21 protein-coding genes are annotated in these 25,373 nt (G+C 69.8%); all 21 read left to right on the forward strand.

The window, feature by feature from the left end; genetic code table 11:
* Nucleotides 1–250 precede the first annotated feature (250 nt).
* The 21 genes from mraZ to ileS all read left to right on the forward strand — a co-directional run bounded on the left by mraZ (nucleotide 251) and on the right by ileS (nucleotide 25,327).
* Nucleotides 251–682 (forward strand): division/cell wall cluster transcriptional repressor MraZ, encoded by a 432-nt coding sequence (gene mraZ / locus EBN03_RS27200; RefSeq protein WP_122190989.1) that lies wholly within the window; start codon nucleotides 251–253, stop codon nucleotides 680–682.
* A 189-nt stretch (nucleotides 683–871) separates the two neighbouring features.
* Complete coding sequence (gene rsmH, locus EBN03_RS27205) at nucleotides 872–1,849, forward strand: 16S rRNA (cytosine(1402)-N(4))-methyltransferase RsmH (protein WP_122190990.1); 978 nt, start codon at nucleotides 872–874, stop codon at nucleotides 1,847–1,849.
* Nucleotides 1,846–2,883, forward strand: a complete 1,038-nt coding sequence (locus EBN03_RS27210) for a hypothetical protein (protein WP_147471718.1) — start codon at nucleotides 1,846–1,848, stop codon at nucleotides 2,881–2,883. Before rsmH ends, EBN03_RS27210 begins: the two co-directional genes overlap by 4 nt.
* The gene (locus tag EBN03_RS27215; RefSeq protein ID WP_233608673.1) at nucleotides 2,880–4,757 is read left to right on the forward strand and encodes a peptidoglycan D,D-transpeptidase FtsI family protein; all 1,878 of its coding nucleotides are present in this window, start codon (nucleotides 2,880–2,882) and stop codon (nucleotides 4,755–4,757) included. Before EBN03_RS27210 ends, EBN03_RS27215 begins: the two co-directional genes overlap by 4 nt.
* Before the next feature lie 159 nt (nucleotides 4,758–4,916).
* Nucleotides 4,917–6,602, forward strand: a complete 1,686-nt coding sequence (locus EBN03_RS27220; protein WP_407671246.1) for a UDP-N-acetylmuramoyl-L-alanyl-D-glutamate--2,6-diaminopimelate ligase — start codon at nucleotides 4,917–4,919, stop codon at nucleotides 6,600–6,602.
* Entirely contained in the window at nucleotides 6,599–8,101 is a 1,503-nt protein-coding gene (locus EBN03_RS27225; protein WP_122190993.1) for a UDP-N-acetylmuramoyl-tripeptide--D-alanyl-D-alanine ligase, read from the forward strand. Before EBN03_RS27220 ends, EBN03_RS27225 begins: the two co-directional genes overlap by 4 nt.
* Entirely contained in the window at nucleotides 8,098–9,174 is a 1,077-nt protein-coding gene (gene mraY / locus EBN03_RS27230) for a phospho-N-acetylmuramoyl-pentapeptide-transferase (RefSeq protein ID WP_122190994.1), read from the forward strand. The genes EBN03_RS27225 and mraY overlap by 4 nt, the downstream gene beginning before the upstream one ends.
* A gap of 48 nt (nucleotides 9,175–9,222) precedes the next feature.
* Nucleotides 9,223–10,671: a UDP-N-acetylmuramoyl-L-alanine--D-glutamate ligase gene (gene murD, locus EBN03_RS27235; RefSeq protein WP_122190995.1), complete on the forward strand. Its 1,449-nt coding sequence runs from the start codon at nucleotides 9,223–9,225 to the stop codon at nucleotides 10,669–10,671.
* 51 nt (nucleotides 10,672–10,722) lie between these two features.
* Nucleotides 10,723–12,252 (forward strand): putative lipid II flippase FtsW, encoded by a 1,530-nt coding sequence (ftsW, locus tag EBN03_RS27240; protein ID WP_122190996.1) that lies wholly within the window; start codon nucleotides 10,723–10,725, stop codon nucleotides 12,250–12,252.
* Nucleotides 12,249–13,412, forward strand: coding sequence for an undecaprenyldiphospho-muramoylpentapeptide beta-N-acetylglucosaminyltransferase (murG, locus tag EBN03_RS27245; RefSeq protein ID WP_122190997.1), 1,164 nt, complete (start codon nucleotides 12,249–12,251; stop codon nucleotides 13,410–13,412). Before ftsW ends, murG begins: the two co-directional genes overlap by 4 nt.
* A 107-nt stretch (nucleotides 13,413–13,519) precedes the next feature.
* Nucleotides 13,520–14,968 (forward strand): UDP-N-acetylmuramate--L-alanine ligase, encoded by a 1,449-nt coding sequence (gene murC, locus EBN03_RS27250; RefSeq protein ID WP_122191051.1) that lies wholly within the window; start codon nucleotides 13,520–13,522, stop codon nucleotides 14,966–14,968.
* Nucleotides 14,965–15,801, forward strand: coding sequence for a cell division protein FtsQ/DivIB (locus EBN03_RS27255; protein WP_325052098.1), 837 nt, complete (start codon nucleotides 14,965–14,967; stop codon nucleotides 15,799–15,801). The genes murC and EBN03_RS27255 overlap by 4 nt, the downstream gene beginning before the upstream one ends.
* A 368-nt stretch (nucleotides 15,802–16,169) precedes the next feature.
* Nucleotides 16,170–17,390: a cell division protein FtsZ gene (ftsZ, locus tag EBN03_RS27260; protein WP_122190998.1), complete on the forward strand. Its 1,221-nt coding sequence runs from the start codon at nucleotides 16,170–16,172 to the stop codon at nucleotides 17,388–17,390.
* A 231-nt stretch (nucleotides 17,391–17,621) separates the two neighbouring features.
* The gene (pgeF, locus tag EBN03_RS27265) at nucleotides 17,622–18,383 is read left to right on the forward strand and encodes a peptidoglycan editing factor PgeF (protein WP_233608675.1); all 762 of its coding nucleotides are present in this window, start codon (nucleotides 17,622–17,624) and stop codon (nucleotides 18,381–18,383) included.
* Nucleotides 18,380–18,550: a hypothetical protein gene (locus tag EBN03_RS34335; RefSeq protein ID WP_158675750.1), complete on the forward strand. Its 171-nt coding sequence runs from the start codon at nucleotides 18,380–18,382 to the stop codon at nucleotides 18,548–18,550. Before pgeF ends, EBN03_RS34335 begins: the two co-directional genes overlap by 4 nt.
* Entirely contained in the window at nucleotides 18,547–19,302 is a 756-nt protein-coding gene (locus EBN03_RS27270) for a YggS family pyridoxal phosphate-dependent enzyme (protein ID WP_122191000.1), read from the forward strand. The genes EBN03_RS34335 and EBN03_RS27270 overlap by 4 nt, the downstream gene beginning before the upstream one ends.
* Before the next feature lie 102 nt (nucleotides 19,303–19,404).
* On the forward strand, nucleotides 19,405–20,166 hold the full coding sequence (locus tag EBN03_RS27275; RefSeq protein WP_122191001.1) for a cell division protein SepF: 762 nt from the start codon (nucleotides 19,405–19,407) through the stop codon (nucleotides 20,164–20,166).
* 217 nt (nucleotides 20,167–20,383) lie between these two features.
* Nucleotides 20,384–20,686, forward strand: coding sequence for a YggT family protein (locus tag EBN03_RS27280; RefSeq protein WP_122191053.1), 303 nt, complete (start codon nucleotides 20,384–20,386; stop codon nucleotides 20,684–20,686).
* A 72-nt stretch (nucleotides 20,687–20,758) separates the two neighbouring features.
* Nucleotides 20,759–21,601 (forward strand): DivIVA-like cell division protein Wag31, encoded by an 843-nt coding sequence (gene wag31, locus EBN03_RS27285; protein WP_122191002.1) that lies wholly within the window; start codon nucleotides 20,759–20,761, stop codon nucleotides 21,599–21,601.
* Between the two features lie 61 nt (nucleotides 21,602–21,662).
* Nucleotides 21,663–21,863: a hypothetical protein gene (locus tag EBN03_RS27290; protein WP_122191003.1), complete on the forward strand. Its 201-nt coding sequence runs from the start codon at nucleotides 21,663–21,665 to the stop codon at nucleotides 21,861–21,863.
* A 308-nt stretch (nucleotides 21,864–22,171) separates the two neighbouring features.
* Nucleotides 22,172–25,327, forward strand: a complete 3,156-nt coding sequence (gene ileS, locus EBN03_RS27295) for an isoleucine--tRNA ligase (RefSeq protein ID WP_122191004.1) — start codon at nucleotides 22,172–22,174, stop codon at nucleotides 25,325–25,327.
* The last annotated feature ends 46 nt before the right edge of the window (nucleotides 25,328–25,373 follow it).

The following is a 25,373-nucleotide window of genomic DNA, read 5'->3' on the forward strand; positions in this document are numbered from 1 at the left end:
CGGCCGGGGCCCATGTGAGCTGCGGATTTGCTGGCACCCGCGACCGCGGTGCTTTCCGGCGACGCGCGGAACCGGAGAAGTAGGAAAAAACCCCCCACTCGGACGGTGGTCCATACGACCTGGGCATTTGATCATCGGCGGGGGTCCGATCGGGCCGTCTTTCGATTGAAAGTGGGGGAAAGTGGGGTAATGTGGGTCCCGCACCACAGAGGCCGGCCAGACGAGGCGAATCCCGAGCGGGAGGTGTCGAGTGTTTCTCGGTACCTACACGCCACGCCTGGACGACAAGGGGCGTCTGACGTTGCCTGCGAAGTTTCGGGACGAGTTGGCGGGAGGGTTGATGGTCACCAAAGGTCAAGACCACAGCCTTGCCGTGTATCCCAAGGAGGAGTTCACCGCGCTCGCGCGGCGAGCGGCCGCCGCGTCCCGGACCAACCCGCAGGCACGAGCTTTCGTCCGAGCCCTCGCGGCGTCGACGGACGAACAACGTCCGGACGCGCAGGGCCGCATCACGTTGTCGGCCGACCATCGGCGCTACGCGAACCTCAGCAAGGACTGCGTGGTGATCGGCTCGGTCGACTTCCTCGAGATATGGGACATGCAGGCGTGGGAGTCGTACCTCGCCGCCAACGAGGAGGACTACTCGCTCGCCGGAGACGAGTCACTGGGCGGCATCTTCTGACGCCCCGGGCCGGTGCCCTGCGGCCTCTGTCCGACGGACCCTGACGTACTTCCCCAACGCCAGGTGCCGATCGGACAGAGACCCCGGGACATCAGCCATCGGATCAGTGAGTATCGAATTTTCCATTCAGCTTCTCAGCAGCGCACAAGAGGCGAACCGCAGCGTGCGACAGGATCGACGGAGGCCGAGGTGAACCATGGGAACCACACGCCCCGGCACGTGCCGGTACTGCTCACCCGGGCGGACGAAATCCTCGGTCCCGCACTGGCTTCCGGCGGCATCCTGATCGATGCGACCCTCGGGCTGGGTGGCCACTCCGAGCATTTCCTGCGGACCTATCCCGACATCCGGCTCGTCGGCCTCGACCGCGACACCACCGCGCTGCGGCTGGCGGGCGAGCGGCTGGCGCCGTACGCGGACCGAATCACGTTGGTGCACACCAGGTACGACGGAATACCCGCCGCGCTCGAACAGGCTGGGTTGCCGGCGACCGGTTCGGTGCGCGCGGTCCTGATGGACCTGGGCGTCTCGTCGATGCAACTCGACGAGTCCGACCGGGGTTTCGCGTATTCCGTCGACGCGCCGCTGGACATGCGGATGGACCCGACCACCGGGATCACCGCCGCCGACATCCTCAACACCTACGACCACGGTGATCTGGCCCGGGTGCTGAAAACCTATGGGGACGAACGGTTCGCGGGCAAGATCGCCAGCGCGGTCCTGCGGCGCCGGCAGCAGAAGCCGTTCACGCACAGCGCCGAACTGGTCGAACTGCTCTACGCCACGATCCCGGCCGCCACCCGCCGCACCGGCGGCCACCCGGCCAAGCGCACCTTCCAGGCGCTGCGGGTCGAAGTGAACCGAGAGCTGGAGTCGCTGGAGGCCGCGCTGCCCGCGGCCCTGGACGCGCTCGAGGTCGGTGGCCGGATCGTCGTCATGTCCTATCAATCCCTGGAGGACAAGGTCGTCAAGCAGGTGCTCGCCCAGCGGACCGCGTCGCGGACGCCGATGGACCTGCCCGTCGAATTGCCCGGTATGGGACCGGAATTCGCCATGCTGACCCGCGGCGCCGAGAAGGCGACCGAGCGCGAGATCGAGGAGAACCCGCGTGCCGCACCGGTACGGATGCGGGCCGCCGAGAGGATCACAGGGGAGGAGAGCCGATGACCGTGCGGACGAGGGTGGACGCACCGGGCAAGACCACTGCCGTGCCGGGGGCGGCACCGCGCCGCGCGCAGAGCGCCGATCGGGTGAAAACCGGTGCCGCGCAACGGGCCTACGCCCGCCGCCGGAACCGGATCGGCGGCGGTGAACTGCGGCTGCCGGGGGGCACCTCGATCATGGGCGGTCGGATCCCGTTCGTCACCGCCATCCTGGTACTGCTCGGGTGCGGTCTCGCGCTGACCCTGGTCCTCACCACACGTTCGGCCGAGGACAGCTATCAGCTCGGTGACGCCCGCCGGCTGAACCGGCAGCTGACCGACGAGCGGGCGGAACTGCAGCGGGAGGTGGCGGCGGCCGACTCGGCGCCGGAGCTGGCAAACCGGGCCCGCGAGCTGGGCATGATCCCGGCCAAGGATCCGGCGCGCCTGCTGGTCGCCCCGGATGGCACGGTCACCGTGGTCGGCAAGGAGGTGCCCGCCGACGGCACCCCGGTGCCGCCGCTGAACGGCGCGCCCAGCACGCTGCCGCCGAATAACCTGCCAGCGAAGGGTGAGCGGCTGGTGCCGGTCAACCCGCCGCCGCCGAACCCGTCGGTGCCGCCGGCCGGTCCGCAGAACCTCCCCGCCGCGCCGCAGGTCACCCTTACCATGCCGCAGCAGGTCGCCGGTCCGGCCACCGCGCCGCAACCGGCTCCGGCCGGTCAGTCGGCGAACCCGGTCGGCGCGAATCCGGTTGTCCCGACGGCGAATCCGACGGCTCCGGCCGCGCCTGCGCCCGCTGCGACGATGGTGCCCGCCCCGGCCCCGGTCGTCCCGGTTCCGGTCGCGCCGATCGCCGTGCCGCAGGACGTGCCGGCTCCGGCGGCGGATGTGCCTGCCGCGCAACAGTCGCCGCTGGGCGCCGACGACCCGGCCGCCGATCCCGCACCCGGCGCCGACCCCGGCCCGGGGTCGGCGCTGCCGACCCGTCCGGCGGCCCGGCCGATGGACCAGTTGGTGCCCGAGTCGCTGCCCGTCGTTCCGGCAGGGACCCGTTGAGCCGGGTGAACGCACCACGCGGACGTTCCACCGCCCGACCACCGAGACCGCGCCCGGCGCCCGTCCCCGACGGGTCGCCGCGGTTGCGTTTCGGGGCCGGGCGCTGGCTCATGTTGGGCGCGCTCGGTGTGGTGGCCTGTCAGTTGCTGTGGATCCAGACGGTGTCCGCGCCGAAGCTGTCCGCGGAGGCGGCCAGCGAGCGGACCGTGCGGCAGTCGGATCAGGCGCTGCGCGGGCCGATCACCGACCGCAACGGCAAGTCGCTGGCCTTCACCATCCCGACCAAGTCGCTGACCTTCCAGCCGGTGATCGAGCGGCGCGCACTGGCCGAGGCACACGCCAAGAGCAGTTCCGCGCCCGATCCGGAGAAGCGGCTGGCTCAGATCGCGAAGGTGGTGCACGACAAGCTCGGTGCGGGCGGCCCGGCCGAGAAGGACCTGCTCGACCAGCTCAAGAGCGACAAGACCTTCGTCTACCTGGCGCGCAACGTCGACTCCCGGGTGGCGGTCGAGATCGGCGAACAGTTCCCCGAGGTCGGCCTGGAAGCGCAGGCTATGCGGGTCTATCCGGGCGGATCGCTGGGTGCCGACATGATCGGCGCGACCGGCTGGGACGGGCACGGTCAGATCGGCCTGGAGTCGGCGATGGACTCGGTGCTGGCCGGTACCGACGGGTCGCACACCTACGACCAGGGTTCCGACGGGGCCGTGATCCCGGGCAGCCAGCGCGACGCGCAGCCCGCGGTGAACGGGTCCGGTGTGGAGCTCACCATCGACTCGGACCTGCAGTACTACGTGCAGCAGCAGGTGCAGCAGGCCAAGGACATGTCCCTCGCCCAGGACGCGTCGGCGGTGGTGTTGGACGCGAAGACCGGTCAGGTGCTGGCGATCGCCAACGACAACACCTTCAATCCCGCGCTGGGGCCGAAGTACTGGGCCAACGCGAACATGGGCGACCCGGCAGTCACCGACTCGTTCGAACCGGGATCGGTGAACAAGATCATCACCGCTGCCGGGGCCATCGAATACGGCCTGACCACGCCGGACGAGGTATTGCAGGTACCCGGCAGCATCTCCATGGGCGGGGTCACCGTCAGCGACGCCTGGACGCACGACGTCACGCCTTACACCACCACCGGAGTGTTCGGGAAGTCCTCGAACGTCGGCACCCTGATGCTGGCCCAGCGGGTCGGCGAAGACCGCTTCGCGGACCTGGTGCAGAAGTTCGGGCTCGGCCAGCGGACCGGTGTCGGCCTGCCGGGTGAGAGCTCCGGTCTCGTACCCGCGCGCGCCCAATGGTCGGGGTCCACGTTCGCGAACCTGCCCATCGGACAGGGCCTTTCGATGACGCTGCTGCAGATGACCGCGCTCTACCAGACGGTGGCCAACGACGGTGTCCGGATCCCGCCGCGCGTCATCCAGGCCACCGTCGCACCCGACGGCACCCGCACCGAGACACCCGCACCGGCCCCGGTGCGGGTGATCAGCCCACAGACCGCGCAGACCCTGCGCTCGATGTTCCAGGCGGTGACCCAGAAGGACCCGATGGGCGTTCAACAGGGGACCGGTCCGTCCGCGGCGATCGAGGGCTACCAGATCGCCGGCAAGACCGGAACCGCGCAGCAGATCGACCAGAAATGCCACTGCTACTCCGAGGACCGATACTGGATCACCTTCGCCGGCATCGCGCCCGCGGACAATCCGCGCTACGTCATCGGGATCATGCTGGACGCGCCGCAGCGCAGCTCGGACGGCAGCGGCGGCCAGTCCGCCGGGCCGCTGTTCCACAACATCGCGTCGTGGGCGTTGCAGCGCGATCGGGTGCCGCCGTCCCCCGAACCGTCGAAACATCTTGTCCTGCAGGCAACTATGTGATTCGCACCGGGTCTGACCTGCGGGTCCGGGCCGGGACCGCTACGGCCTGAACGGCCGCGGTGGCGCATCAGCTAACCTGACTCGTCCGAGCTTGCGGGCCTGGCCGCTCGGTCTCGAGTCCGTCCCCGGTAGACATGCCCACCAGGCTGAGAGGAGCTTGTGCCCGTGCAGTCCAGCCCGCAGGCGATGCGTCCGGCGGTGCCGCCGTCGACGGCCTTGCGCACGGTCGCCGAACTCACCGGGGCGTGCCCGCTCCCGCGCGCCGGACATTCCGACGCCGAACTCACCGACATCGTGGTGACCGGGATCGAGCAGCGGTCGAACGCCGTCCAGCCCGGGGACCTGTTCGCCGGACTCGCGGGCGCGAAGGCCCACGGTGCCCGCTTCGCCGCCGACGCGGTGGCACGCGGCGCGGTCGCGGTCCTGACCGACCCGGCCGGTGCCGAGTCGCTCGGCGAGCTCGGGGTACCCGTTCTGGTCCACGACACACCCCGGGCCGTGCTCGGCGAGCTGTCCGCCGCGATCTACGGCTATCCGTCCCGGCAGCTGCGGGTCGTCGGCATCACCGGAACCTCCGGCAAGACCACCACCGCCTACCTGGTGGAGGCCGGGCTCGCCGCGGCCGGTAACCGGGTGGCGCTGCTGGGCACGATCGAGACCCGGATCGGCGGCGAACGGGTGCCCAGCGCCCTGACCACGCCCGAAGCGCCGCAGCTGCACGCGCTGTTCGCGGTGATGGTCGAGCGCGGGGTCGAGGCCGTGGTCATGGAGGTGTCCAGTCACGCGCTGGCCCTGGGCCGGGTGGACGGCGTCGAGTTCGGGGTCGGGGCGTTCACCAACCTCTCGCAGGACCACCTGGACTTCCACGCCGACTTCGAGGACTATTTCGCCGCCAAGCGCCGGTTGTTCGAGCCGAGTTCGCCGGTGGCCGCCGAGATCAGCGTCCTGTGCGTCGACGACGCCTGGGGGCGGCGCCTGGCCCGCGAGATCAGCGGCCGCGCCGCCGTGGTCACCGTGGCCGGCGGCCCGGGTACCGACAGCGGGAGCGACACCCCGGACTGGTCGGTGCCCGGCCCGATCACCGTGCACGACACCGGCCAGGAGTTCACCGTCCTCGGCCCGGACGGCGAGATCGACGTGCGGCTGCGGCTGCCCGGGCGTTACAACGTCGCCAACGCGGTGCTGGCGGTGGCGGTGTGCGCGGCCGCGGGCGCGGACCCGGCGGCGGCCGCCGCCGCGCTGGCCGAGGTCGACGTGCCCGGCCGGATGCAGCGCGTCGAGGCCGGACAGGACTTCCTGGCGATCGTCGACTACGCGCACAAACCCGCCGCGATCGAGTCGGTGATCGCCACCCTGCGCAAGCACTTGGAGCACAGCGCGGGTGACGCGGAACCGGGCCGGCTGGCCGTGGTGGTGGGCGCCGGCGGCGACCGCGACACCGGCAAACGCCCGCTGATGGGCGCGGCCGCGGCCCGCGGTGCCGACCTGCTGATCATCACCGACGACAATCCGCGCAGCGAGGACGCCGCGGCCATCCGGGCCGCCGTCCGCGCGGGTGCCGAGGCACTGGCGGACGCCGAGCGCGGCGAGGTCCGCGAGATCGGTGACCGCCGTGACGCGATCGCGGCCGCGGTCGACTGGGCCCGGGCCGGTGATGTGGTGCTGGTGGCCGGTAAAGGACACGAGACCGGGCAGGAGATCGCGGGGGTGAAGCATGCGTTCGACGACCGTGAGGTGCTCGCCGCCGCCCTGTACCGCAAGAGTGCCGCACCGTCCGGGGCGGCCCATGTACCCACGGACAGCCGGCGCTCGGCGCCTGACAGCAAGGACCTGACGGTTTCATGATCGAGTTGACTCTGCGGGAGCTCGCGGACATCGTCGGCGGCACGCTGCACGATGTCGAGGACCCCGCAGTCGCGGTGACCGGTGCGGTCGAATTCGACTCGCGCCGGATCGCCGCTGGTGATCTCTTCCTGGCGCTGCCGGGCGCCCGGACCGACGGCCACGACTTCGCCGCCGGTGCCGTCGCCGCGGGCGCGGTCGCGGTGCTGGCCGCCCGGCCGGTCAGGGTACCGGCGATCGTGGTGCCGCCGGTGTCGGCGACCGATCGCCGGGCACTGGCCCTCGAACACGACACCGACGGCGCGGGCGCGGCTGTGCTGGCCGCGCTCGGCCGACTGGCCCGCGCGGTGGTCGACCGGCTGGTGGCCGGCGGGCTGACCGTCGTCGGCGTGACCGGATCGGCGGGCAAGACCTCCACGAAGGATCTGATCGCGCAGGTGCTGGCCCCGCTGGGCCCGGTCGTCGCACCGCCCGGATCGTTCAACAACGAACTCGGACACCCGTATACGGCGCTGCGCGCCACCGCCGACACCCGCTTCCTGGTGCTCGAGCTGTCGGCCCGCGGTCCCGGGCACATCGCCGCGCTCACCGAGATCGCGCCGCCCTCGATCGGCGCGGTCCTCAACGTCGGCACCGCCCACCTGGGCGAGTTCGGCAGCCGCGAGGTGATCGCGCAGGCCAAGGGCGAACTGGTGGCGGCACTGCCCCCGACCGGGGTGGCGATCCTGAATGCCGACGACCCGCGGGTCGCGGCCATGGCGGACCGCACGACGGCCCGGGTGGTCATGGTCGGGCAGGCCGCGAACGCGGACGTGCGCGCCACCGACATCCAACTCGACGACCGGGCGCGTGCCCGCTTCACCGTGCACGCGGACGGGAAGCAGCTGCCGGTCCGGCTCGCGGTGCACGGGGAACACCAGATCGGCAACGCGCTCACCGCGATCGCGGTCGCGCTGGCGTGCGGCGCCACCGTCGAGGACGCGGTCGCGGCCGTCTCCGGCGCCGAGATCGCCTCGGCCCACCGCATGGACGTGCGCACCCGCGCCGACGGCGTCACCGTCGTCAACGACTCCTACAACGCCAACCCCGATTCGGTGCGCGCCGCGCTGAAGGCACTGGTCACGATGGCCCGCGCCGGCGCCACCGACCGGCCCGGCGGCAAGCGCCGCAGCTGGGCGGTGCTGGGCGAGATGGGTGAGCTCGGCGACGAATCGGTGCTCGAACACGACGGTATCGGCCGGCTCGCGGTCCGCTTGGACGTCGATCGCCTGATCGTGATCGGCACCGGACGCCCGGCGCACGCCCTGCACCAGGGCGCGGTCCAGGAGGGTTCGTGGGGCCGGGAGGCGTTGCGCGTTCCCGATATCGCCGCGGCGCTGGAGATACTGGACGAAGAAATCGAGCCCGGCGACGTCGTCCTGGTCAAGGCGTCGAACTCGGCCGGCCTGTGGGCCGTCGCGAACCACCTGAACAGCAGTAACACCCCGGAGGCAGCCCGATGAGGCAGATCATGTTCGCGGCGGCCATCGCATTGGCGGTGTCGATCTTGTTGACGCCGGTGCTGATCCGGATGTTCGCGCGGCGCGGGTTCGGCCAGGAGATCCGCATCGACGGCCCGGCCAGCCACCAGGCCAAGCGCGGCACACCGACCATGGGTGGTGTCGCCATCCTCGCCGGTCTGTGGGCCGGCTATCTGGGTTCGCACCTGATCGGGATCGGTTACCACGCCGAGGCACCCACCCCGTCGGGCCTGCTGGTGCTGGCGCTGACCACCGCGCTCGGCGTGGTCGGCTTCCTGGACGACTTCATCAAACTGCGCAAGGGCCGCAACCTCGGACTGACCGCGGCGGGCAAGTACATCGGCCAGCTGTCGGCGGCGATCGTGTTCGGCATCCTGGCGCTGCAATGGCCGGACAACAACCGGCAGACGCCGGCCAGCCGCCACCTGTCCTATGTCCGCGACATCAACACGGTGTCGATGGGTGTGATCATCTTCCTGGTGTTCGTCTGCATCATCGTCGTGGCCTGGTCGAACGCGGTGAATCTCACCGACGGTCTGGACGGTCTCGCCGCCGGCTCGATGAGCCTGGTGCTGGGCGCCTATGTGATCATCACCTTCTGGCAGTACCGCAACTCCTGCGCCACGCACACCGCTCCCGGCTGCTACAACGTCCGTGACCCGCTGGACCTGGCGCTGGTGTGTGCCGCGGGTGCGGCGGCGTGCATCGGGTTCCTGTGGTGGAACGCGGCTCCCGCCAAGATCTTCATGGGGGACACCGGTTCGCTGGCGTTGGGCGGCCTGGTCGCCGGACTGTCGGTGACCACCCGCACCGAGCTGCTGATGGTCGTGATCGGCGCGCTGTTCGTGGCCGAGGCGGCGTCGGTGGTGTTGCAGGTGGCCGTGTTCCGGACGACCCGGAACCGGCTGTTCAAGATGGCACCGTTCCACCACCATTTCGAACTGAGCAAATGGGCGGAGACTACGGTGATCATCAGATTCTGGTTGCTCGCGGCCATAGCCTCGGCGATCGGATTGGGCTTGTTCTACAGCGAATACCTCTCTCAGGTCGGATGACAGGCAATGGTCGAACCTACTTCGCGGACCCTGCGCTCACCGGGGCCCATGCTCGAATTCCTTCGTGGCCGTGACGTTCTGGTCGCGGGCTGGGGTGTGTCCGGACGCTCGCTGATCGAGCCGCTGCGCGATATCGGCGCGCGGCCGGTGGTCACCGACTCCGGCCAGAAGGCGCTCGCCGAGGCCGCCGAACTCGGGCTCGAGACCGCCACCGGCGACGATCTGTCGAATCCGGGCGCACTGGCACGCTTCGCGCTGGTCATCACCAGCCCGGGCTGGCGGCCGGATTCGCCGGTGCTGGTGTCGGCGGTGACCGAGGGTATTCCGGTCTGGGGCGACGTCGAATTCGCCTGGTGGGTGGATCAGGCGCGGTTGTACGGGCCGGTCCGCAAGTGGCTGGTGATCACCGGTACGAACGGCAAGACCACCACGACCCAGATGACGCATTCGATCCTGCGGGCCGCCGGTATTCCCAGTGTGGCGTGCGGCAATATCGGCCTGCCGATCCTGGATGCGTTGCGGCGCAGTCCCGGTCCGCAGATCCTGGCGGTGGAGCTGTCCTCGTTCCAGCTGCACTGGGCGCCGTCGGTGCGCCCGGAGGCGGGCGTGGTGCTCAATGTGGCCGAGGACCACCTGGATTGGCACGGTGGCCTGGACGCGTACGCCGCGGCGAAGGCGCGCGCCCTGATGGGCCGGGTCGGCATCGTCGGCCTGGACGACCCGGTGGCGGCCTCGCTGGCGCGAAAGTCCAAGGCGCGCAGGACGGTCGGGTTCCGGATCAGTGTCCCCGCCGACGGCGAACTCGGTGTGGTGGACGGCAAGCTGCTGGACCGGGCCTTCACCAAGGCCGCGATCCTGGCCGAGGTGGGCGACATCAGTGCCGCGGGCCCGGCCGGGGTCGCCGACGCGCTGGCGGCCGCCGCGCTCACCCGATCCATCGATGTGGCACCGAATTTCGTCAAGGAGGGCCTACAGGACCATCGGGTCGGCCCGCACCGCTCGGCGCTGGTCCGTGAGCTCGGCGGGGTCACCTTCGTCGACGACTCGAAGGCCACCAATCCGCACGCGGCGCGTTCGTCGATCCTCGGCCACCAGCACGTCATCTGGATCGCCGGCGGTCAGCTCAAGGGCGCCCAGATCGACGATCTGGTCGAGGAAGTCGCCGAGCGGCTGGTGGCGGTCGTGCTGTTCGGCCGGGACGCGCCCGCGATCGCGACCGCTTTGGCACGACACGCGCCGGATGTCCCGGTGGTGGAGCTCGGTTCGGGTGACGATGCCGGTATGGGTGCGGAACTGACCTCTGAATTCGGCGGTGCGGAGGCGGTGATGGACCGCGCGGTGCACATCGCCGCCGGGTACGCCCGGCGCGGCGACACGGTGCTGCTGGCCCCGGCCGCGGCCTCGCTCGACATGTTCACCGATTACACGCACCGCGGCCGGGCGTTCGCCGCGGCGGTGCAGGCACTGGACGAGGGAGACATCGGGAGTCCCGCATGAACGGTCAGGCGCGGAGGCGGCAGCGGAGCGTAACCACGGAGCGCCCCGTTCATGCGGTGGGAGATACAGCGTGAGTGTCGCGGGCGAGGAGGGGGGCACGGCGTGACCACCAGCGCACGGGCCGGGAGCACCGAACGGAAAGCGGCGGGCGCCTGGTTCGGTGCCTGGCTCGCCCGCCCGCTGGCCTCGTTCCATCTGGTCGTCACCATCGCGACCCTGCTCACCGTGCTGGGCCTGGTGATGGTGCTGTCCGCGTCGAGCGTGGAAGCCTACGCCGACAAGGGTTCCGCCTATTCGCTGTTCGTGCAGCAGGTGATGTTCGTCGCGATCGGTGTGGTGCTGTTCTACCTGGCCCTGCGGATGCCGTTGCGGCTGGTGCGGCGGCTGTCGTTCCCGATCTTCGTGGCCGCGGTGCTGGCCCTGGTGCTGGTGCTGATCCCCGGGGTCGGTACTCAGGTGCAGGGTGCGCGCCGCTGGTTCGTGTTGGGGCCCTTGTCGATTCAGCCCTCGGAGCTGGCGAAGGTGGCGCTGATCGTCTGGGGCGCGCATCTGCTGGCGACCCGGCGCCCGGATCGCGCCTCCTACAAGGAGATCCTGGTCCCGCTGGTGCCGGCGGCGCTGCTCATGTGCCTGCTGGTGGTGCTGGAGCCGAACCTGTCGACGACGATCGCCATGGGCCTGATCCTGGTGGCGCTGTTGTGGTTCGGCCGGTTGCCGGTGCGGATCTTCGTGACCATCGCGGTGTCCGGCATGGTGGCGGCGATGATCCTGGCCATGTCGGCGGGTTACCGCTCCGACCGGATGCGCGCCTTCTTCGATCCGGGCGCCGACCCGCAGGGCACCGGTTATCAGGCGCGGCAGGCCCAGTTCTCGCTGGCCGACGGCGGGCTGTGGGGCCGGGGCCTGGGGCAGAGCCGTGCCAAGTGGAGCTATCTGCCCAACGCGCACAACGACTTCATCTTCGCCATCATCGGCGAGGAGCTGGGCTTCCTGGGTTGCGCGCTGGTGCTCGGGTTGTTCGCGCTGTTCGTCTATACCGGCCTGCGGATCGCATCGCGGTCGGTGGATCCGTTCCTGCGGCTGCTGACCGCGACGGCCACCACCTGGATCACCGGGCAGGCCCTGATCAATATCGGCTATGTCGTGGGATTGCTGCCGGTGACCGGTCTGCAGTTGCCGCTGGTGTCGGCCGGTGGTTCGTCGCTGGCGATCACGCTGGCCATGTTCGGCCTGGTGGCCAGTGCGGCGCGGCACGAACCGGAGGCGGTGGCGGCGTTGCACGCCGGCCAGGACGGTCCGGTCAGCCGGTTTCTGCGGTTGCCCAAGCCGGCGATCCATCCGTCGCTGCGGGCGCGCGGCGCCGGGCGGTCCCGTCGGCCCACGCCGGACGATCGTCCGGCGCAGCGGCGCCGGGGTGCGCCGGAGTCGCCGCGTCGGCGGCCGATAGATTCGGACCCGGGCCGGCGGTCCGGGCAGGCGGGCCGGCGGGAGAGCCGCAACACCGCGCCCTGGCGCCGGACCCGCGCCTGGGAGCCGAAGCTGCCCAGCACACATTCGAGAGAACGGGGTAAACCGAGGTGACAACCGGCGAGAGCCGCAAGCCCGAGAGCGGGGCGTCGTCACTGTCGGTCGTGGTCGCCGGTGGTGGTACGGCCGGGCACATCGAGCCCGCGATGGCGGTGGCGGACGCGTTGCGCGCGCTGGATCCGGCGATCCGGGTGACCGCGCTGGGCACCCAGCGTGGTCTGGAGACGAAGCTGGTGCCGGAGCGGGGGTATCCGCTGGAGCTGATTCCGCCGGTTCCGTTGCCGCGCAAGCTCACCAAGGATCTGCTGCGGTTGCCGGGCCGGGTGCGCGCGGCGGTGGCCCGTACCCGCGAGGTGATCGACATGGTGGAGGCCGATGTGATCGTCGGTTTCGGTGGTTATGTGGCGCTGCCCGCCTATCTGGCCGCGGGCCGCGGTCTGCTGTGGAGCCGGCGGCCGGTGCCGCTGGTGGTCCACGAGGCGAACGTGAAGGCGGGGATCGCGAACAAGATCGGTGCCCGGCGCGCGAACCGGGTGCTGGCCGCGGTCGCGGATTCGGGGGTGCGGGCGCGCGGGCGCGCCGACGCGGAGATCGTCGGTATCCCGGTGCGGCGCTCGATCACCACGCTGGACCGGGCGGCCCTGCGGGCGCAGGCACGGGCGCACTTCGGGCTGCCCGCCGAGGGCCCGGTGCTGCTGGTGACCGGCGGATCGCAAGGGGCGCAACGGCTCAACGAGGCGGTGTCGGGTGCGGCCGCGCAGCTGGTGGCGGCGGGGATCTCGGTGCTGCACGCGCACGGCCCGAAGAACGCCGTCGACGTCTCGGCCGCCGACCCCGCCGCTCCGGCGAAATACGTGGCGGTCCCGTATCTTTCGCGTATGGATCTGGCCTACGCCGCCGCGGACGCCACGGTGTGCCGTTCCGGGGCGATGACGGTGGCGGAGGTGTCCGCGGTCGGGCTGCCGGCCTTCTACGTCCCGCTGCCGCACGGAAACGGCGAGCAGGAGCTGAACGCCCGCCCGGTGGTGGCGCTGGGCGGCGGACGGATCGTGCCGGACGCGCAGATGACCCCGAAATATGTGATCGACGAAGTGATTCCGCTGCTCACCGCGCCGGATCGGCTGGCGGCCATGGCCGCGGCGGCCGCCGGCGCCGGGCACCGGGACGCCGCCGACGCGGTGGCGCGGATCGTGGTGGAGGTAGCACGCTCGTGAACGGATCCGATGCGGAGGAGACCACCGAGCGCAACCGGGCGCTCGGGCGGCAGGGGCTGGACGTGAGCGGCGCCGGGGAACTACCGCCGCTGTTGCGGCGGGTGCACATGGTCGGCATCGGCGGTGCCGGCATGTCGGGTATCGCCCGGATCCTGCTGGCCCGCGGCGGCGCGGTGTCCGGTTCGGACGCCAAGGAGAGCCGCGGCGTGCTGGCCCTGCGGGCGCGTGGCGCGCAGGTGCGGATCGGGCACGACGCGAGCGCCCTGGATCTGCTCGAGGGCGGTCCGACCGCGGTGGTGACCACCTACGCGGCGATCCCGAAGACGAATCCCGAACTGGTGGAAGCACATCGGCGCGGCGTGCCGGTGCTGATGCGGCCGGTGGTGCTGGCCGAGTTGATGCGCGACCACCGCACCCTGTTGGTGTCGGGTACGCACGGCAAGACCTCGACCACGTCCATGCTGGTGGTCGCTCTGCAGCACTGCGGTTTCGATCCGTCGTTCGCGGTGGGCGGGGAGCTGAACGAGGCGGGTACCAACGCCCACCACGGCACCGGTGGGGTGTTCGTGGCGGAGGCGGATGAATCCGACGGTTCGCTGCTGCAGTACGACCCGGATGTCGCGGTCATCACCAATATCGAATCCGACCACCTGGACTTCTTCGGTACCGAGGAGGCCTACGTCCAGGTCTTCGACGATTTCGTGGCCCGGCTGAAACCCGGTGGGCTGCTGGTGGTCTGCCTCGACGACCCCGGTTCCCGGGCCCTGGCGGCGCGGGTGGCGGCCCGGCAGCGCGGCGGCGAGGCCGATATCCGGGTGCTCGGTTACGGCGGCTCCGACGACGTGGTGGACGCGGACGTGCCCCTCGGTGGCCGGTTGCTGGCCTGGGAGCCGCGCGATGTCGGCGGCGTGGCGACGGTGCAGCTGTCGGGTGAGACGTCGCCGCGGACCATGCGGCTGTCGGTGCCGGGCCGGCACATGGCGCTCAACGCGCTGGCCGCGCTGCTGGCCGCCCGCGACGCGGGCGCCGACGTCGACGATGTGCTGGCCGGGCTGGCGGTGTTCGGTGGCGTGCACCGGCGCTTCCAGTTCGTGGGCCGCGAGAACGGGGTCCGGGTCTTCGACGACTACGCCCACCACCCGACCGAGGTGCGCGCGGTGCTCGGTGCCGCCGGGGAACTGGTGCGGCAGGAGGCGGCCGACGGCGCCCGGTCGGTGCCGGGCCGGGTGATCGTGGTGTTCCAGCCGCATCTCTACAGCCGGACCGCGACGTTCGCGGCGGAATTCGGTGCGGCCCTGGACCTCGCCGACGAGGTGGTCGTGCTGGACGTGTACGGCGCGCGCGAGGAGCCGCTGCCGGGGGTGAACGGCGCGCTGGTCGCGGGCGCGGTCACCAAACCGGTGCACTACCAACCGGATATGTCCCGGGTCGGTAAGCAGGTGGCGGGTCTGGCCCGCCCCGGTGACGTGGTGATCACCATGGGGGCCGGTGATGTGACGATGCTCGGCGGGCAGATCCTCGACGGGCTGCGGGTGCGGCCACCACTGGCGCGATGACCGGGCGGGACCGGGCGGGGACGGAGTCGGCGGGGACCGAGCTGGAACTGGCGGGTCCCGGTGTGCCACCGGATGATTCCGCCGGCGGCGACGGCGCGGGGTTCGAGCAAGAGCCCCGGCCCGGCGGGTTGCGCGACCGGTTCGCGAACCGGGGGCGTTGGCGGGCGCCGGAATTGGGTCCGCGGGCGCGGATCGCGATCGCGGCCGGGATGCTCACGGTGCTGACCGTGATGGCGCTGGCCTGGTTCGGCCCGCTGGTGGCGGTGCGCACGGTCGAGATCGACGGTCTGGTGGCGGTTCCCGAGCAGCAGGTCCGCGCGGCGGCCCGGATCCCGGACGGCCGCTCGATGCTGCGGGTCGACACCGACGCGATCGCCGCCCGGGTGGCGGCGCTGCCGCGGATCAAATCGGTGCAGGTGCAGCGATCGTTCCCGTCGACGGTGCGGCTGACGGTCACCGAGCGCACGGCCACGCTGTATTTCGACAGCCCGGAGGGCACGCATCTGATCGACGCCGACGGTGTGGAGTACGCGATCGAACCGGCGCCGCCGGGGATTCCGAAGTTGCTCACCGAGCATCCCGGCGGTGCCGATCCGGTGACCCGGGCGGCGATCCGGGTGCTGGCCGCCGTGCCGGACGGTTTGCGCTTCCAGGTGGGAGAGGTTGTCGCACGGTCGGTTTCGGATGTGGAGCTGAAGTTGCACGACGACCGGACCGTGTTGTGGGGCGGCGCCGACGATTCCGAGCGCAAGGCCGCGGTGGTGCTGCCGGTACTGACCAGGCCCGGTTCGACGTTCGATGTGTCGAGCCCGGACCTGGTCACTGTAAAGTGAATGACACCTCTTGCGCCCACGGCGTTTTCGGGACTTGACCAGCGGAAGCGGGTCGGGTCGTGAGAATCCGGGGGAGTCGGAACCGGTCCCGGCAATGGGCCCGGCCGGTCGCGATACAGTACGGGGCGGGGTCGAGACGACACGGATTGCCAAGAATCTGCGCTTCGTGTCGGCGCGCCTGCGCCAGGATCGCGGCAGGTGCGAATAGCGTTCCGCAGCAATCGGATACTTGACATAACGCTAACCCTGTGGTTGAGCTTGAGGGTCCCGCCCGCTCCGGCGCGCGAGACCGCCGGGCCGACCGGGCGGGCGCGCTGCCCGGGTCCGAAAACGACGACAGGCTGTAGATCTAAGGAAGGCGAGAGTCCATGACGCCCCCGCACAACTACCTTGCAGTGATCAAGGTCGTCGGTATCGGCGGCGGCGGCGTGAACGCCGTCAACCGAATGATCGAACAGGGACTCAAGGGAGTCGAGTTCATCGCCGTCAACACCGACGCGCAGGCGCTGTTGATGAGTGACGCCGACGTGAAGCTCGACGTCGGCCGCGAACTCACCCGCGGTCTGGGCGCCGGCGCCGACCCGGAGGTCGGGCGCAAGGCGGCCGAGGATCACAAGGACGAGATCGAAGAGGTCCTCAAGGGCGCCGACATGGTCTTCGTCACCGCCGGCGAGGGCGGTGGCACGGGCACCGGTGGCGCGCCGGTCGTGGCGAGCATCGCCCGCAAGCTGGGCGCCCTGACCATCGGTGTGGTGACGCGGCCGTTCTCGTTCGAGGGCAAGCGCCGCAGCAACCAGGCCGAGGCGGGGATACAGGCACTACGCGAGTCCTGCGACACGCTCATCGTCATCCCGAACGACCGCCTGCTGCAGCTCGGTGACGCGGCGGTCAGCCTGATGGACGCCTTCCGTTCGGCAGACGAGGTGCTGCTCAACGGTGTTCAGGGCATCACCGACCTGATCACCACCCCGGGTCTGATCAATGTCGACTTTGCCGACGTGAAGAGCGTCATGTCGGGTGCGGGTTCGGCGTTGATGGGTATCGGTTCCGCGCGCGGTGAGGGCCGGTCGGTGAAGGCCGCCGAGTCGGCGATCAACTCGCCGCTGCTGGAAGCGTCGATGGACGGCGCCCACGGCGTGCTGCTCTCGATCGCCGGTGGTTCGGATCTGGGACTGTTCGAGATCAACGAGGCCGCGTCGCTGGTGCAGGAAGCCGCGCACATCGAGGCGAACATCATCTTCGGGACGGTGATCGACGATTCGCTCGGCGACGAGGTCCGCGTCACAGTGATCGCGGCCGGCTTCGACGGCGGGACGCCGGCGCGCCGGATCGAGTCGCGGCACACCATCGCCGCGGCGCAGAGCGGTTCGGTGGGTACGGCGGGCCGTACCGCCCCGGTCACCGATCACGGTGCCACCCGGGTCCCGGACCCGGCTCCGGCCACCTCGATGGCTCCCGAGCGCGGCCCGGCGCCGTCGTATCAGCAGCGCACGCCGGTCGACCCGGCCGCGTCGCGGCAGCAGCCGCCGCAGTCGGACGAGCCCAACGACGACGACGATGTCGACGTGCCGAGTTTCATGCGCCGCTGACCGCGGCAGAACCTTCGAGTGGATGTCACCCGCGGCCGTGGGTGACGTCCATTCGCGTTTTCGGGTGCGGGCCTGGATCTTTCGCTGAGCCGGTGGTCCCGGTTCGTGGCCGGTGGTCGTCGCGTCGATCGGGGTAGGGGGTTCGGCCGCGGCCGAACCGCGGGCCGGAGGCCGCGGTCGCGCCCGAGTCGGACGCCGGTGAGCCCGGTTCGGATGGCTAGTGTGGGGAGCGTGAGTGTGGCAGCGGTGAAGTCGGTGGTGCGGCGGGTCACGACGACCCGGGCGGGTGGGTTCTCGGTAGCGCCCTACGACTCGTTCAATCTCGGAGATCACGTCGGTGACGATCCGGAAGCGGTCCGGCGCAACCGATTACGGCTGGCCGAGGGGATCGGGCTGCCGCCGGAGCGGCTGGTGTGGATGGAACAGGTGCACAGCCGGACCGTCGAGATCGTGGACGGCCCGCGTGCCGAGCCGGTTCCGGTGACCGACGCGCTGGTGACCGCGCAGCCCGATTTGGCGCTGGTGGTCCTGACCGCGGACTGTGTACCGATCCTGCTGTCCGACGACGAGGCCGGTGTGATCGCGGCGGTCCACGCGGGCCGGGTGGGCGCCCGGATCGGGATCGTGCCCCGGGTGCTGGAGGCCATGATCTCGCTGGGCGCGAAGCCCGAACGGATCGGCGCGTTCCTGGGCCCGGCCGCGTCCGGCAAACACTACGAGGTGCCGGCCGCGATGCGGGCCGATGTGGAGGCGCACCTGCCGGGCAGTGCCACCACCACCGCGAAGGGCACCCCGGGCCTCGATCTACGGGCGGGCATCCGGCGGCAGTTGGAGGCGGCGGGTGTCACCGGGATCGCGGTGGATCCGCGCTGCACCATCGAGGACCGGACGCTGTTCAGCCACCGCCGGGAGTCTCCGACCGGCCGGATCGCCGGCGTGATCTGGCGGGAGACACTGCCGGGCGACGCGCTGTCGACGGGATCGGCGCGGTGATCGTCGACGCGAACAGCGTGGTCGGTTCCCGTGGGGCCGGCACCGTGATCTTCGGCGCGGTGCGTTCCGCTGCTCCCGCGGGAGTGATTATCGACGCGAATCCCGGTCTCCATGCCCTCCGGGGCGGCACGGTGATCCTCGCCGCATTCGGGCCGGTCCGCGCATGAGTGGCGAATTCGCTGTCGGCGCACCGGTTTCCGCGGCCCGGATCGCCGAGCTGAGCACCGCGCTGACCGGATTGCGCGAGCGCATCACGGCAGCCTGCGCGGCCGCCGGGCGGTCGCCCGATTCGGTGGCATTGTTGCCGGTCACGAAGTATTTCCCGGCTTCGGACGTGGCCGCGCTGTACGGCCTGGGCTGCCGCGACTTCGGTGAGTCCCGGGAGCAGGAGGCAACGGCCAAGGTCGCGGCACTAGCGTTGGGGCACAAGGACATTCGCTGGCACATGATCGGCCGGTTGCAGCGCAACAAGGTCAAATCGGTTGCTGGGTGGGCGTATTCGGTCCATTCGGTCGACAGCGACCGGCTGTTGACCGCACTTGACACCGCCGCCGCGGCCGCGCTGGACACGGGCCGGCGCGCCGGCCCGCTGCGAGTGTTGCTCCAGGTGAGCCTCGATGCGGATCCCACGCGTGGCGGACTGGCATCCGAGGAGCTGTCCGGGCTCGCCGATCGGGTGGCCGAATCCGCATCGTTGCAGCTTGCCGGGCTGATGGCAGTGCCACCTATAGATGTAGAACCCGATCGTGCGTTCGCGGAATTGGCGGAAATCCATGATCGGCTACTCCGCGTTCATCCGGCTGCCACGGAATTGTCCGCGGGAATGTCGAGTGATCTGGAGGCGGCGATCCGACACGGCTCTACGTGCGTGCGTGTCGGTACCGCCTTGATGGGCGCCCGACCGATAACCTCTGGTTAGCAAACGAACCTCACCAGTAACATTCGAAACATATGCTTGTTGCCGAAGAGGACTGAGCAGGCTTCACCCCAGACCATGTGGGGCCGTAGGAAGGTCGACCAGATGAGCACGCTGCACAGGTTCAAGGCGTACTTCGGGATGGTTCCGCTCGAGGACTACGAAGATGACTACGTCGACGACCGCGGAGCTCGGGGTGCACAGGACCACGGCTCGCGACGTCGCGACTATGCAGAGCCCAGGTACGAGCCCGCCCGGTCCGGCCGGTTCGACGACGGGTACGACGACTCCGGATACCCGGAACCGGCGTACAAGTCGGCCTACCAGCCGTCTTACGGTTCGAGTCGCCGCGACGACTACGCCGGCGACGGCTACGGCGAGGACCGCTACGAGCCGGCCCGCCGTCCCACTCGGCTCGACTCCGCGCCCCCGGTGCGGTCGCGCGGCCTGGGTGCCGGACCGTCGATGGTGCGTGGCGCGCTGGCCGTGGATCCCGAGGCCGAGCGCAGGATGGAGGAGCGACGGCTCGAGGAGCAGCGGGCACGGGTCGAACCGGCCCGGCGTCCGTCGGCGCTCGAGGACGGAGGCACCTTGTCCAAGATCACCACTCTGCGACCGCGAACCTACGCGGAAGCGGCCATCATCGGTGAGCGATTCCGTGACGGCACCCCGGTGATCATGGATCTGGTCGAGATGAGCAACGCCGATGCGCGTCGGCTGGTGGATTTCGCGGCCGGACTGGCGTTCGCGCTGCGGGGTTCGTTCGACAAGGTCGCCACGAAGGTGTTCCTGCTCTCGCCGGCCGACGTCGACGTCTCGGCCGAGGAGCGCCGCCGGATCGCGGAGACCGGTTTCTATCAGCAGTGAGTCGTGACCGAAAGGCCGTGTGTGCCGCTTTTCTCGCGGCGCACACGGCCTTCGGCGTTCCCGGGCATCGGCCGAAACGGTGCTGGTAGGCGACCGATTTGCCGAGTGTGTTGTCTACGTACGTGTTTGCGCAGCGTTGGCTCACATGCGCCGCAGCGACCTCGCTGTTCCGTGCGTCGCAATGACACGCGGCCGGTTCTCGGGCAGAGTGGAGAGTGTGGCCCTGTTCCTGGTGCTGTACTACGCACTGTTCCTGTTCTGGCTTCTGCTGATCGCGCGAATCGTCGTGGAGTTCATCCGCAACTTCGCGCGTGACTGGCACCCACGTGGCTGGGTGGCGGTCGTGTTGGAGGCGATCTTCACCGTCACGGACCCGCCGGTGAAACTGCTGAGGCGCCTGATACCTCCAGTCAACTTGGGAGGAATTCGCCTGGACCTCTCGATTATGGTCCTGCTTTTCATCATCTTCGTTCTGATGTCCATCACCGGCAGGCTCGGGCAGCCTGTGGCCCCGGTGTGACAGAATGGCCGAGAAGACGATTAGCTCGCTAGATCTGCTAGATCTCCGTACGAAGCGTGAAGGGATCCTTCCATGCCGCTGACCCCAGCCGATGTGCACAACGTCGCGTTCAGCAAACCGCCGATCGGGAAGCGCGGCTACAACGAGGACGAGGTCGACGCCTTCCTCGACCTGGTCGAGCAGGAGCTCTCGCGCCTGATCGAGGAGAACGCGGATCTGCGACAGCGAGTCGCGGAACTGGACGCCGAACTGGCCGACGCCAAGAAGGTCCGTCCCGGCGCGCAGGCCGTGAAACCGGTCGCCGCACCGGAACCGCCGAAGACGGTTCAGGTCGCGCCGCTCGCGCCGCCGGCGCCGGTGCCCGTTGCCCCGGCGATGCCGATGGACAAGGCCGCGGGCGCGGACGCGAACCTGCAGGCCGCCAAGGTGTTGAGCCTCGCGCAGGAGATGGCCGACCGGCTCACCACCGACGCCAAGTCGGAAGCCGAGCAGTTGCTGTCCAACGCGCGGGCGAACTCCGAGCGACTGGTGACCGACGCGCGCTCGCGCTCCGAGGCCATGATCACCGACGCCCGCCAGAAGGCGGAGGCGCTGCTGAACGACGCGCAGAACCGGTCCGACGGACAGCTGCGGCAGGCCAAGGAGAAGGCCGACGAGCTGCAGGCGACCGCCGAGCGCAAGCACACCGAGATCATGTCGACCATCACCCAGCAGCGCACGGTGCTGGAGAGCCGCATCGAGCAGCTCAAGACCTTCGAGCGCGAGTACCGGGTGCGGCTGAAGTCCTACCTGGAATCCCAGCTCGAGGAGCTGGAGAACCGTGGCTCCGCGGTCCCGGTCGACGGCGGCGAGGCGTTCGCCGACATCGCGGCCGGCGGGCACGGCGCGGCTTCCTTCGCCAAGGGTGGCAAGTAACCGCCGCTCGATATATCCACACCTGGCCGGCCCTGCCGCTGGACTGACCTAGGGGGTGTGCATGCTCGTTTCGACGCTGGTGTTGGCCGCGATCGGTTTCGTACTGCTGGTCGCCGCTGTGACAACGGGTTCGGTGCTGTGGGCTTGGGGCTGCATCGTGGTGTGTGTGATCGGAGCGTTGCTGCTGTTGGTGAGCGCGTTGTCGACTCGCGAGGTCGATGACGACTCCCCGCCCGGACCTGGGCGGCACGCCCGGCACTGAGCCGGGCCGGTGGTCGGTAATGGGTTTGCCCGGGCTGGCTACAATCGAGACAGAGAACATCACAGGCACCGATCCGGCAATCACCGGGGAGCCTTCGGAAGAACGGCGTCTACGCGGCGCTCAGTAGAACCGAACGGGTGAGCCCGTCACAGCTCGTATCGAGAGGTCCGGTGGACATCGGCGTGTATGCGCCGCGGTCGCCGGGCAAGCGGGGTGGTACCGCGGCTCCGGCGCATCCGTGCCGGGTTCGTCCCCGTGCCCGACAGGTGCGCGCCGCGAGCGCGCCGGCACGAGGAGAACGCAGCCGCATGGCTGATCCGACCAACGCTTCCGCGTACCCCCGGGCCGATCTGGCCGGTGGGGTCACCGCTTTCCCGGCGCTCGAGCAGCACGTGCTCGACTACTGGGCATCGGACGACACATTCCGGGCAAGCATCGAAAACCGGACGGGCAGTGAGGAATTCGTCTTCTACGACGGCCCGCCCTTCGCCAACGGATTGCCGCACTACGGTCATCTGCTCACCGGTTATGTCAAAGATGTGGTCCCGCGTTTCCAGACGATGCGCGGGAAAAAAGTCGAACGCCGATTCGGCTGGGACACCCACGGACTTCCGGCCGAAATCGAGGCCGAGAAGCAATTGGGAATCACCGACAAATCCCAGATCGAATCGATGGGCCTGGCGGAATTCAATGCCGCATGTAAGTCCTCGGTGCTGCGCTATACCGGCGAGTGGCGCACTTATGTCACGCGGCAGGCCCGCTGGGTCGATTTCGACAACGATTACAAAACCCTGGACCTCGACTTCATGGAGTCGGTCATGTGGGCGTTCAAGTCGTTGTACGACAAGGGCCTGGTCTACCAGGGCTTCCGGGTGCTGCCCTACAGCTGGTACGAGCAGACCCCGCTGTCCAACCAGGAGGCGCGCCTCGACGACGCCTACCGGATGCGGCAGGACCCGGCGGTCACCGTCGATATGCCGCTCGTCGTGCCGGCCGACCACCCGCTGGCCGCGCTCGACGGCGCCAACGCGCTGATCTGGACCACCACGCCGTGGACGCTGCCGTCCAACCTCGCGATCGCGGTCAACCCCGACATCAACTATGTGCATGTGCGGGGCAAGGACGGCAAGCGGTATGTGCTGGCGGCCGAACGGGTTTCGAATTACGCGCGCGAACTCGGTACCGACGGTGAGGGTCTCGAGGTCCTCGGTGAATTCGCCGGTGCCGCACTGGTAGGCCTGGGCTACCAGCCGCCGTTCGACTTCTTCCGCGGCCACCCGGGCGCATTCCGCGTCCTGAGCGCGGACTACGTCACCACCGAATCCGGTACCGGCGTAGTGCATCAGGCGCCGGCCTTCGGTGAGGAGGACATGGCGACCTGTGTCGAGGCGGGCATCGAGCTGGTGCAGCCGCTGGACCAGGGCGGCAAGTTCACCTCGATGGTGCCGCCGTACGAGGGCCTGATGGTCTTCGACGCCAACCCGGTCATCATCAAGGACCTCAAGGCCGCCGGAAAACTGCTGCGGCACGAGACGATCGAGCACTCGTATCCGCACAGCTGGCGGTCCGGACAGCCGCTGATCTACATGGCGGTGCCGTCCTGGTTCGTGGCGGTGACCAAGTTCAAGGACCGGATGGTCGAGCTGAACAAGCAGATCACCTGGGTGCCCGAGCACATCCGCGACGGCCAGTTCGGCAAGTGGCTGGAGAACGCCCGCGACTGGAACATCAGCCGTAATCGCTTCTGGGGCGCGCCGATCCCGGTCTGGATGTCCGACGACCCGGAGTACCCGCGGATCGACGTCTACGGCTCGCTGGATCAGCTGGAGCAGGACTTCGGCGTGCGGCCGACCAACCTGCACCGGCCTGAGATCGACGAGCTGGTTCGGCCGAATCCCGATGACCCGACCGGGAAGTCGATGATGCGGCGCGTGCCCGAGGTGCTGGACTGCTGGTTCGAGTCCGGGTCGATGCCCTACGCGCAGGTGCACTACCCGTTCGAGAACAAGGAGTGGTTCGAGGGCACTTCCGATGTGGCGCCGCACAATCCGGGTGACTTCATCGTCGAGTACAACGGGCAGACCCGCGGCTGGTTCTACAACCTGCACGTGCTCTCGACCGCGTTGTTCGACCGGCCGGCATTCAAATCCGTTGTCGCGCACGGCATCGTGCTCGGCGAGGACGGGCTGAAGATGTCGAAGTCGAAGGGCAACTACCCCGACGTCAACGAGGTCTTCGACCGCGACGGCTCCGACGCCATGCGCTGGTTCCTGATGGCCTCGCCGGTGCTGCGCGGTGGCAACCTGATCGTCACCGAACGCGGTATCCGCGAAGGGGTTTCGCAGGCGCTGCGTCCGCTGTGGAACGCGTGGACCTTCCTGCAGCTCTACGCCACCGAACCCGGTGTGTGGCGCACGGATTCGGCCCACGTGCTCGACCGTTACATCCTGGCCAAGCTGGCCGAGACCCGCGACGCCATGACCGAGGCGCTCGAGGTCTACGACATCGCCACGGCCTGCGACCAGCTGCGCACCTTCGCCGACGCGCTCACCAATTGGTATGTGCGCCGGTCGCGTTCGCGGTTCTGGAGCGAGGACCGCGACGCCATCGACACCCTGCACACGGTGCTCGAGGTGACCACCCGGCTGTCCGCGCCGCTGTTGCCGCTGATCTCCGAGGTGATCTGGCGTGGGCTGACCGGGGAGCGGTCGGTGCACCTGGCCGACTGGCCGGCCGCCGACGCGCTGCCGCACGACGCCGAGCTGGTGTCGGCGATGGACGAGGTGCGTTCGGTCTGCTCGACGGTGCTGAGCCTGCGCAAGGCGAAGAACCTGCGGGTGCGGCTGCCGCTGGCGGAGGTCACCATCGCCGCGGCCGACGCGCAGCGGCTGGCGCCGTTCGCCGCGATCGTCGCCGACGAGGTGAACGTCAAGAAAGTCGACCTGACCACCGACGTCGCCGCGCACGGCCGCTTCGAGCTGGCGGTCAACGCGCGGGCGGCCGGTCCGCGCCTGGGCAAGAACGTGCAGACCGTGATCAAGGCGGTCAAGGCCGGGGAATGGTCCGAGGACGCCGACGGTGTCGTGCGGGCGGCCGGGGTCGAGCTGCTGCCCGAGGAGTACACCCAGCGGCTGGTCGCCGCCGAGCCCGAGTCCACGGCGGCCCTGCCCGGCAATGCCGGTCTGGTGGTGTTGAACTCGGAGGTCACCGAGGAGCTGGAGGCCGAGGGCTGGGCACGCGACGTGATCCGCGACCTGCAGGAGACCCGTAAGTCGCTGGGCCTGGAGGTGTCCGACCGCATCACTGTGGTGCTGGAGGTGCCGGCCGAGCGCAAGGGCTGGGCGGAGACCCACCGCGACCTGATCGCGGGGGAGGTGCTGGCCACCACGCTGACCTTCGGCGAGGCGGGTGCGGCGGCCGCCGAGATCACCGGCGGCGTCCGGGTGGCGATCACGAAGGCGTGACCGGGACCGGATTCGTGTGAATCCGGCAAATATTCAGCGCCCGGTG

Source organism: Nocardia stercoris, assembly GCF_003696265.1.
In the GTDB taxonomy this organism is placed as follows: domain Bacteria; phylum Actinomycetota; class Actinomycetes; order Mycobacteriales; family Mycobacteriaceae; genus Nocardia; species Nocardia stercoris.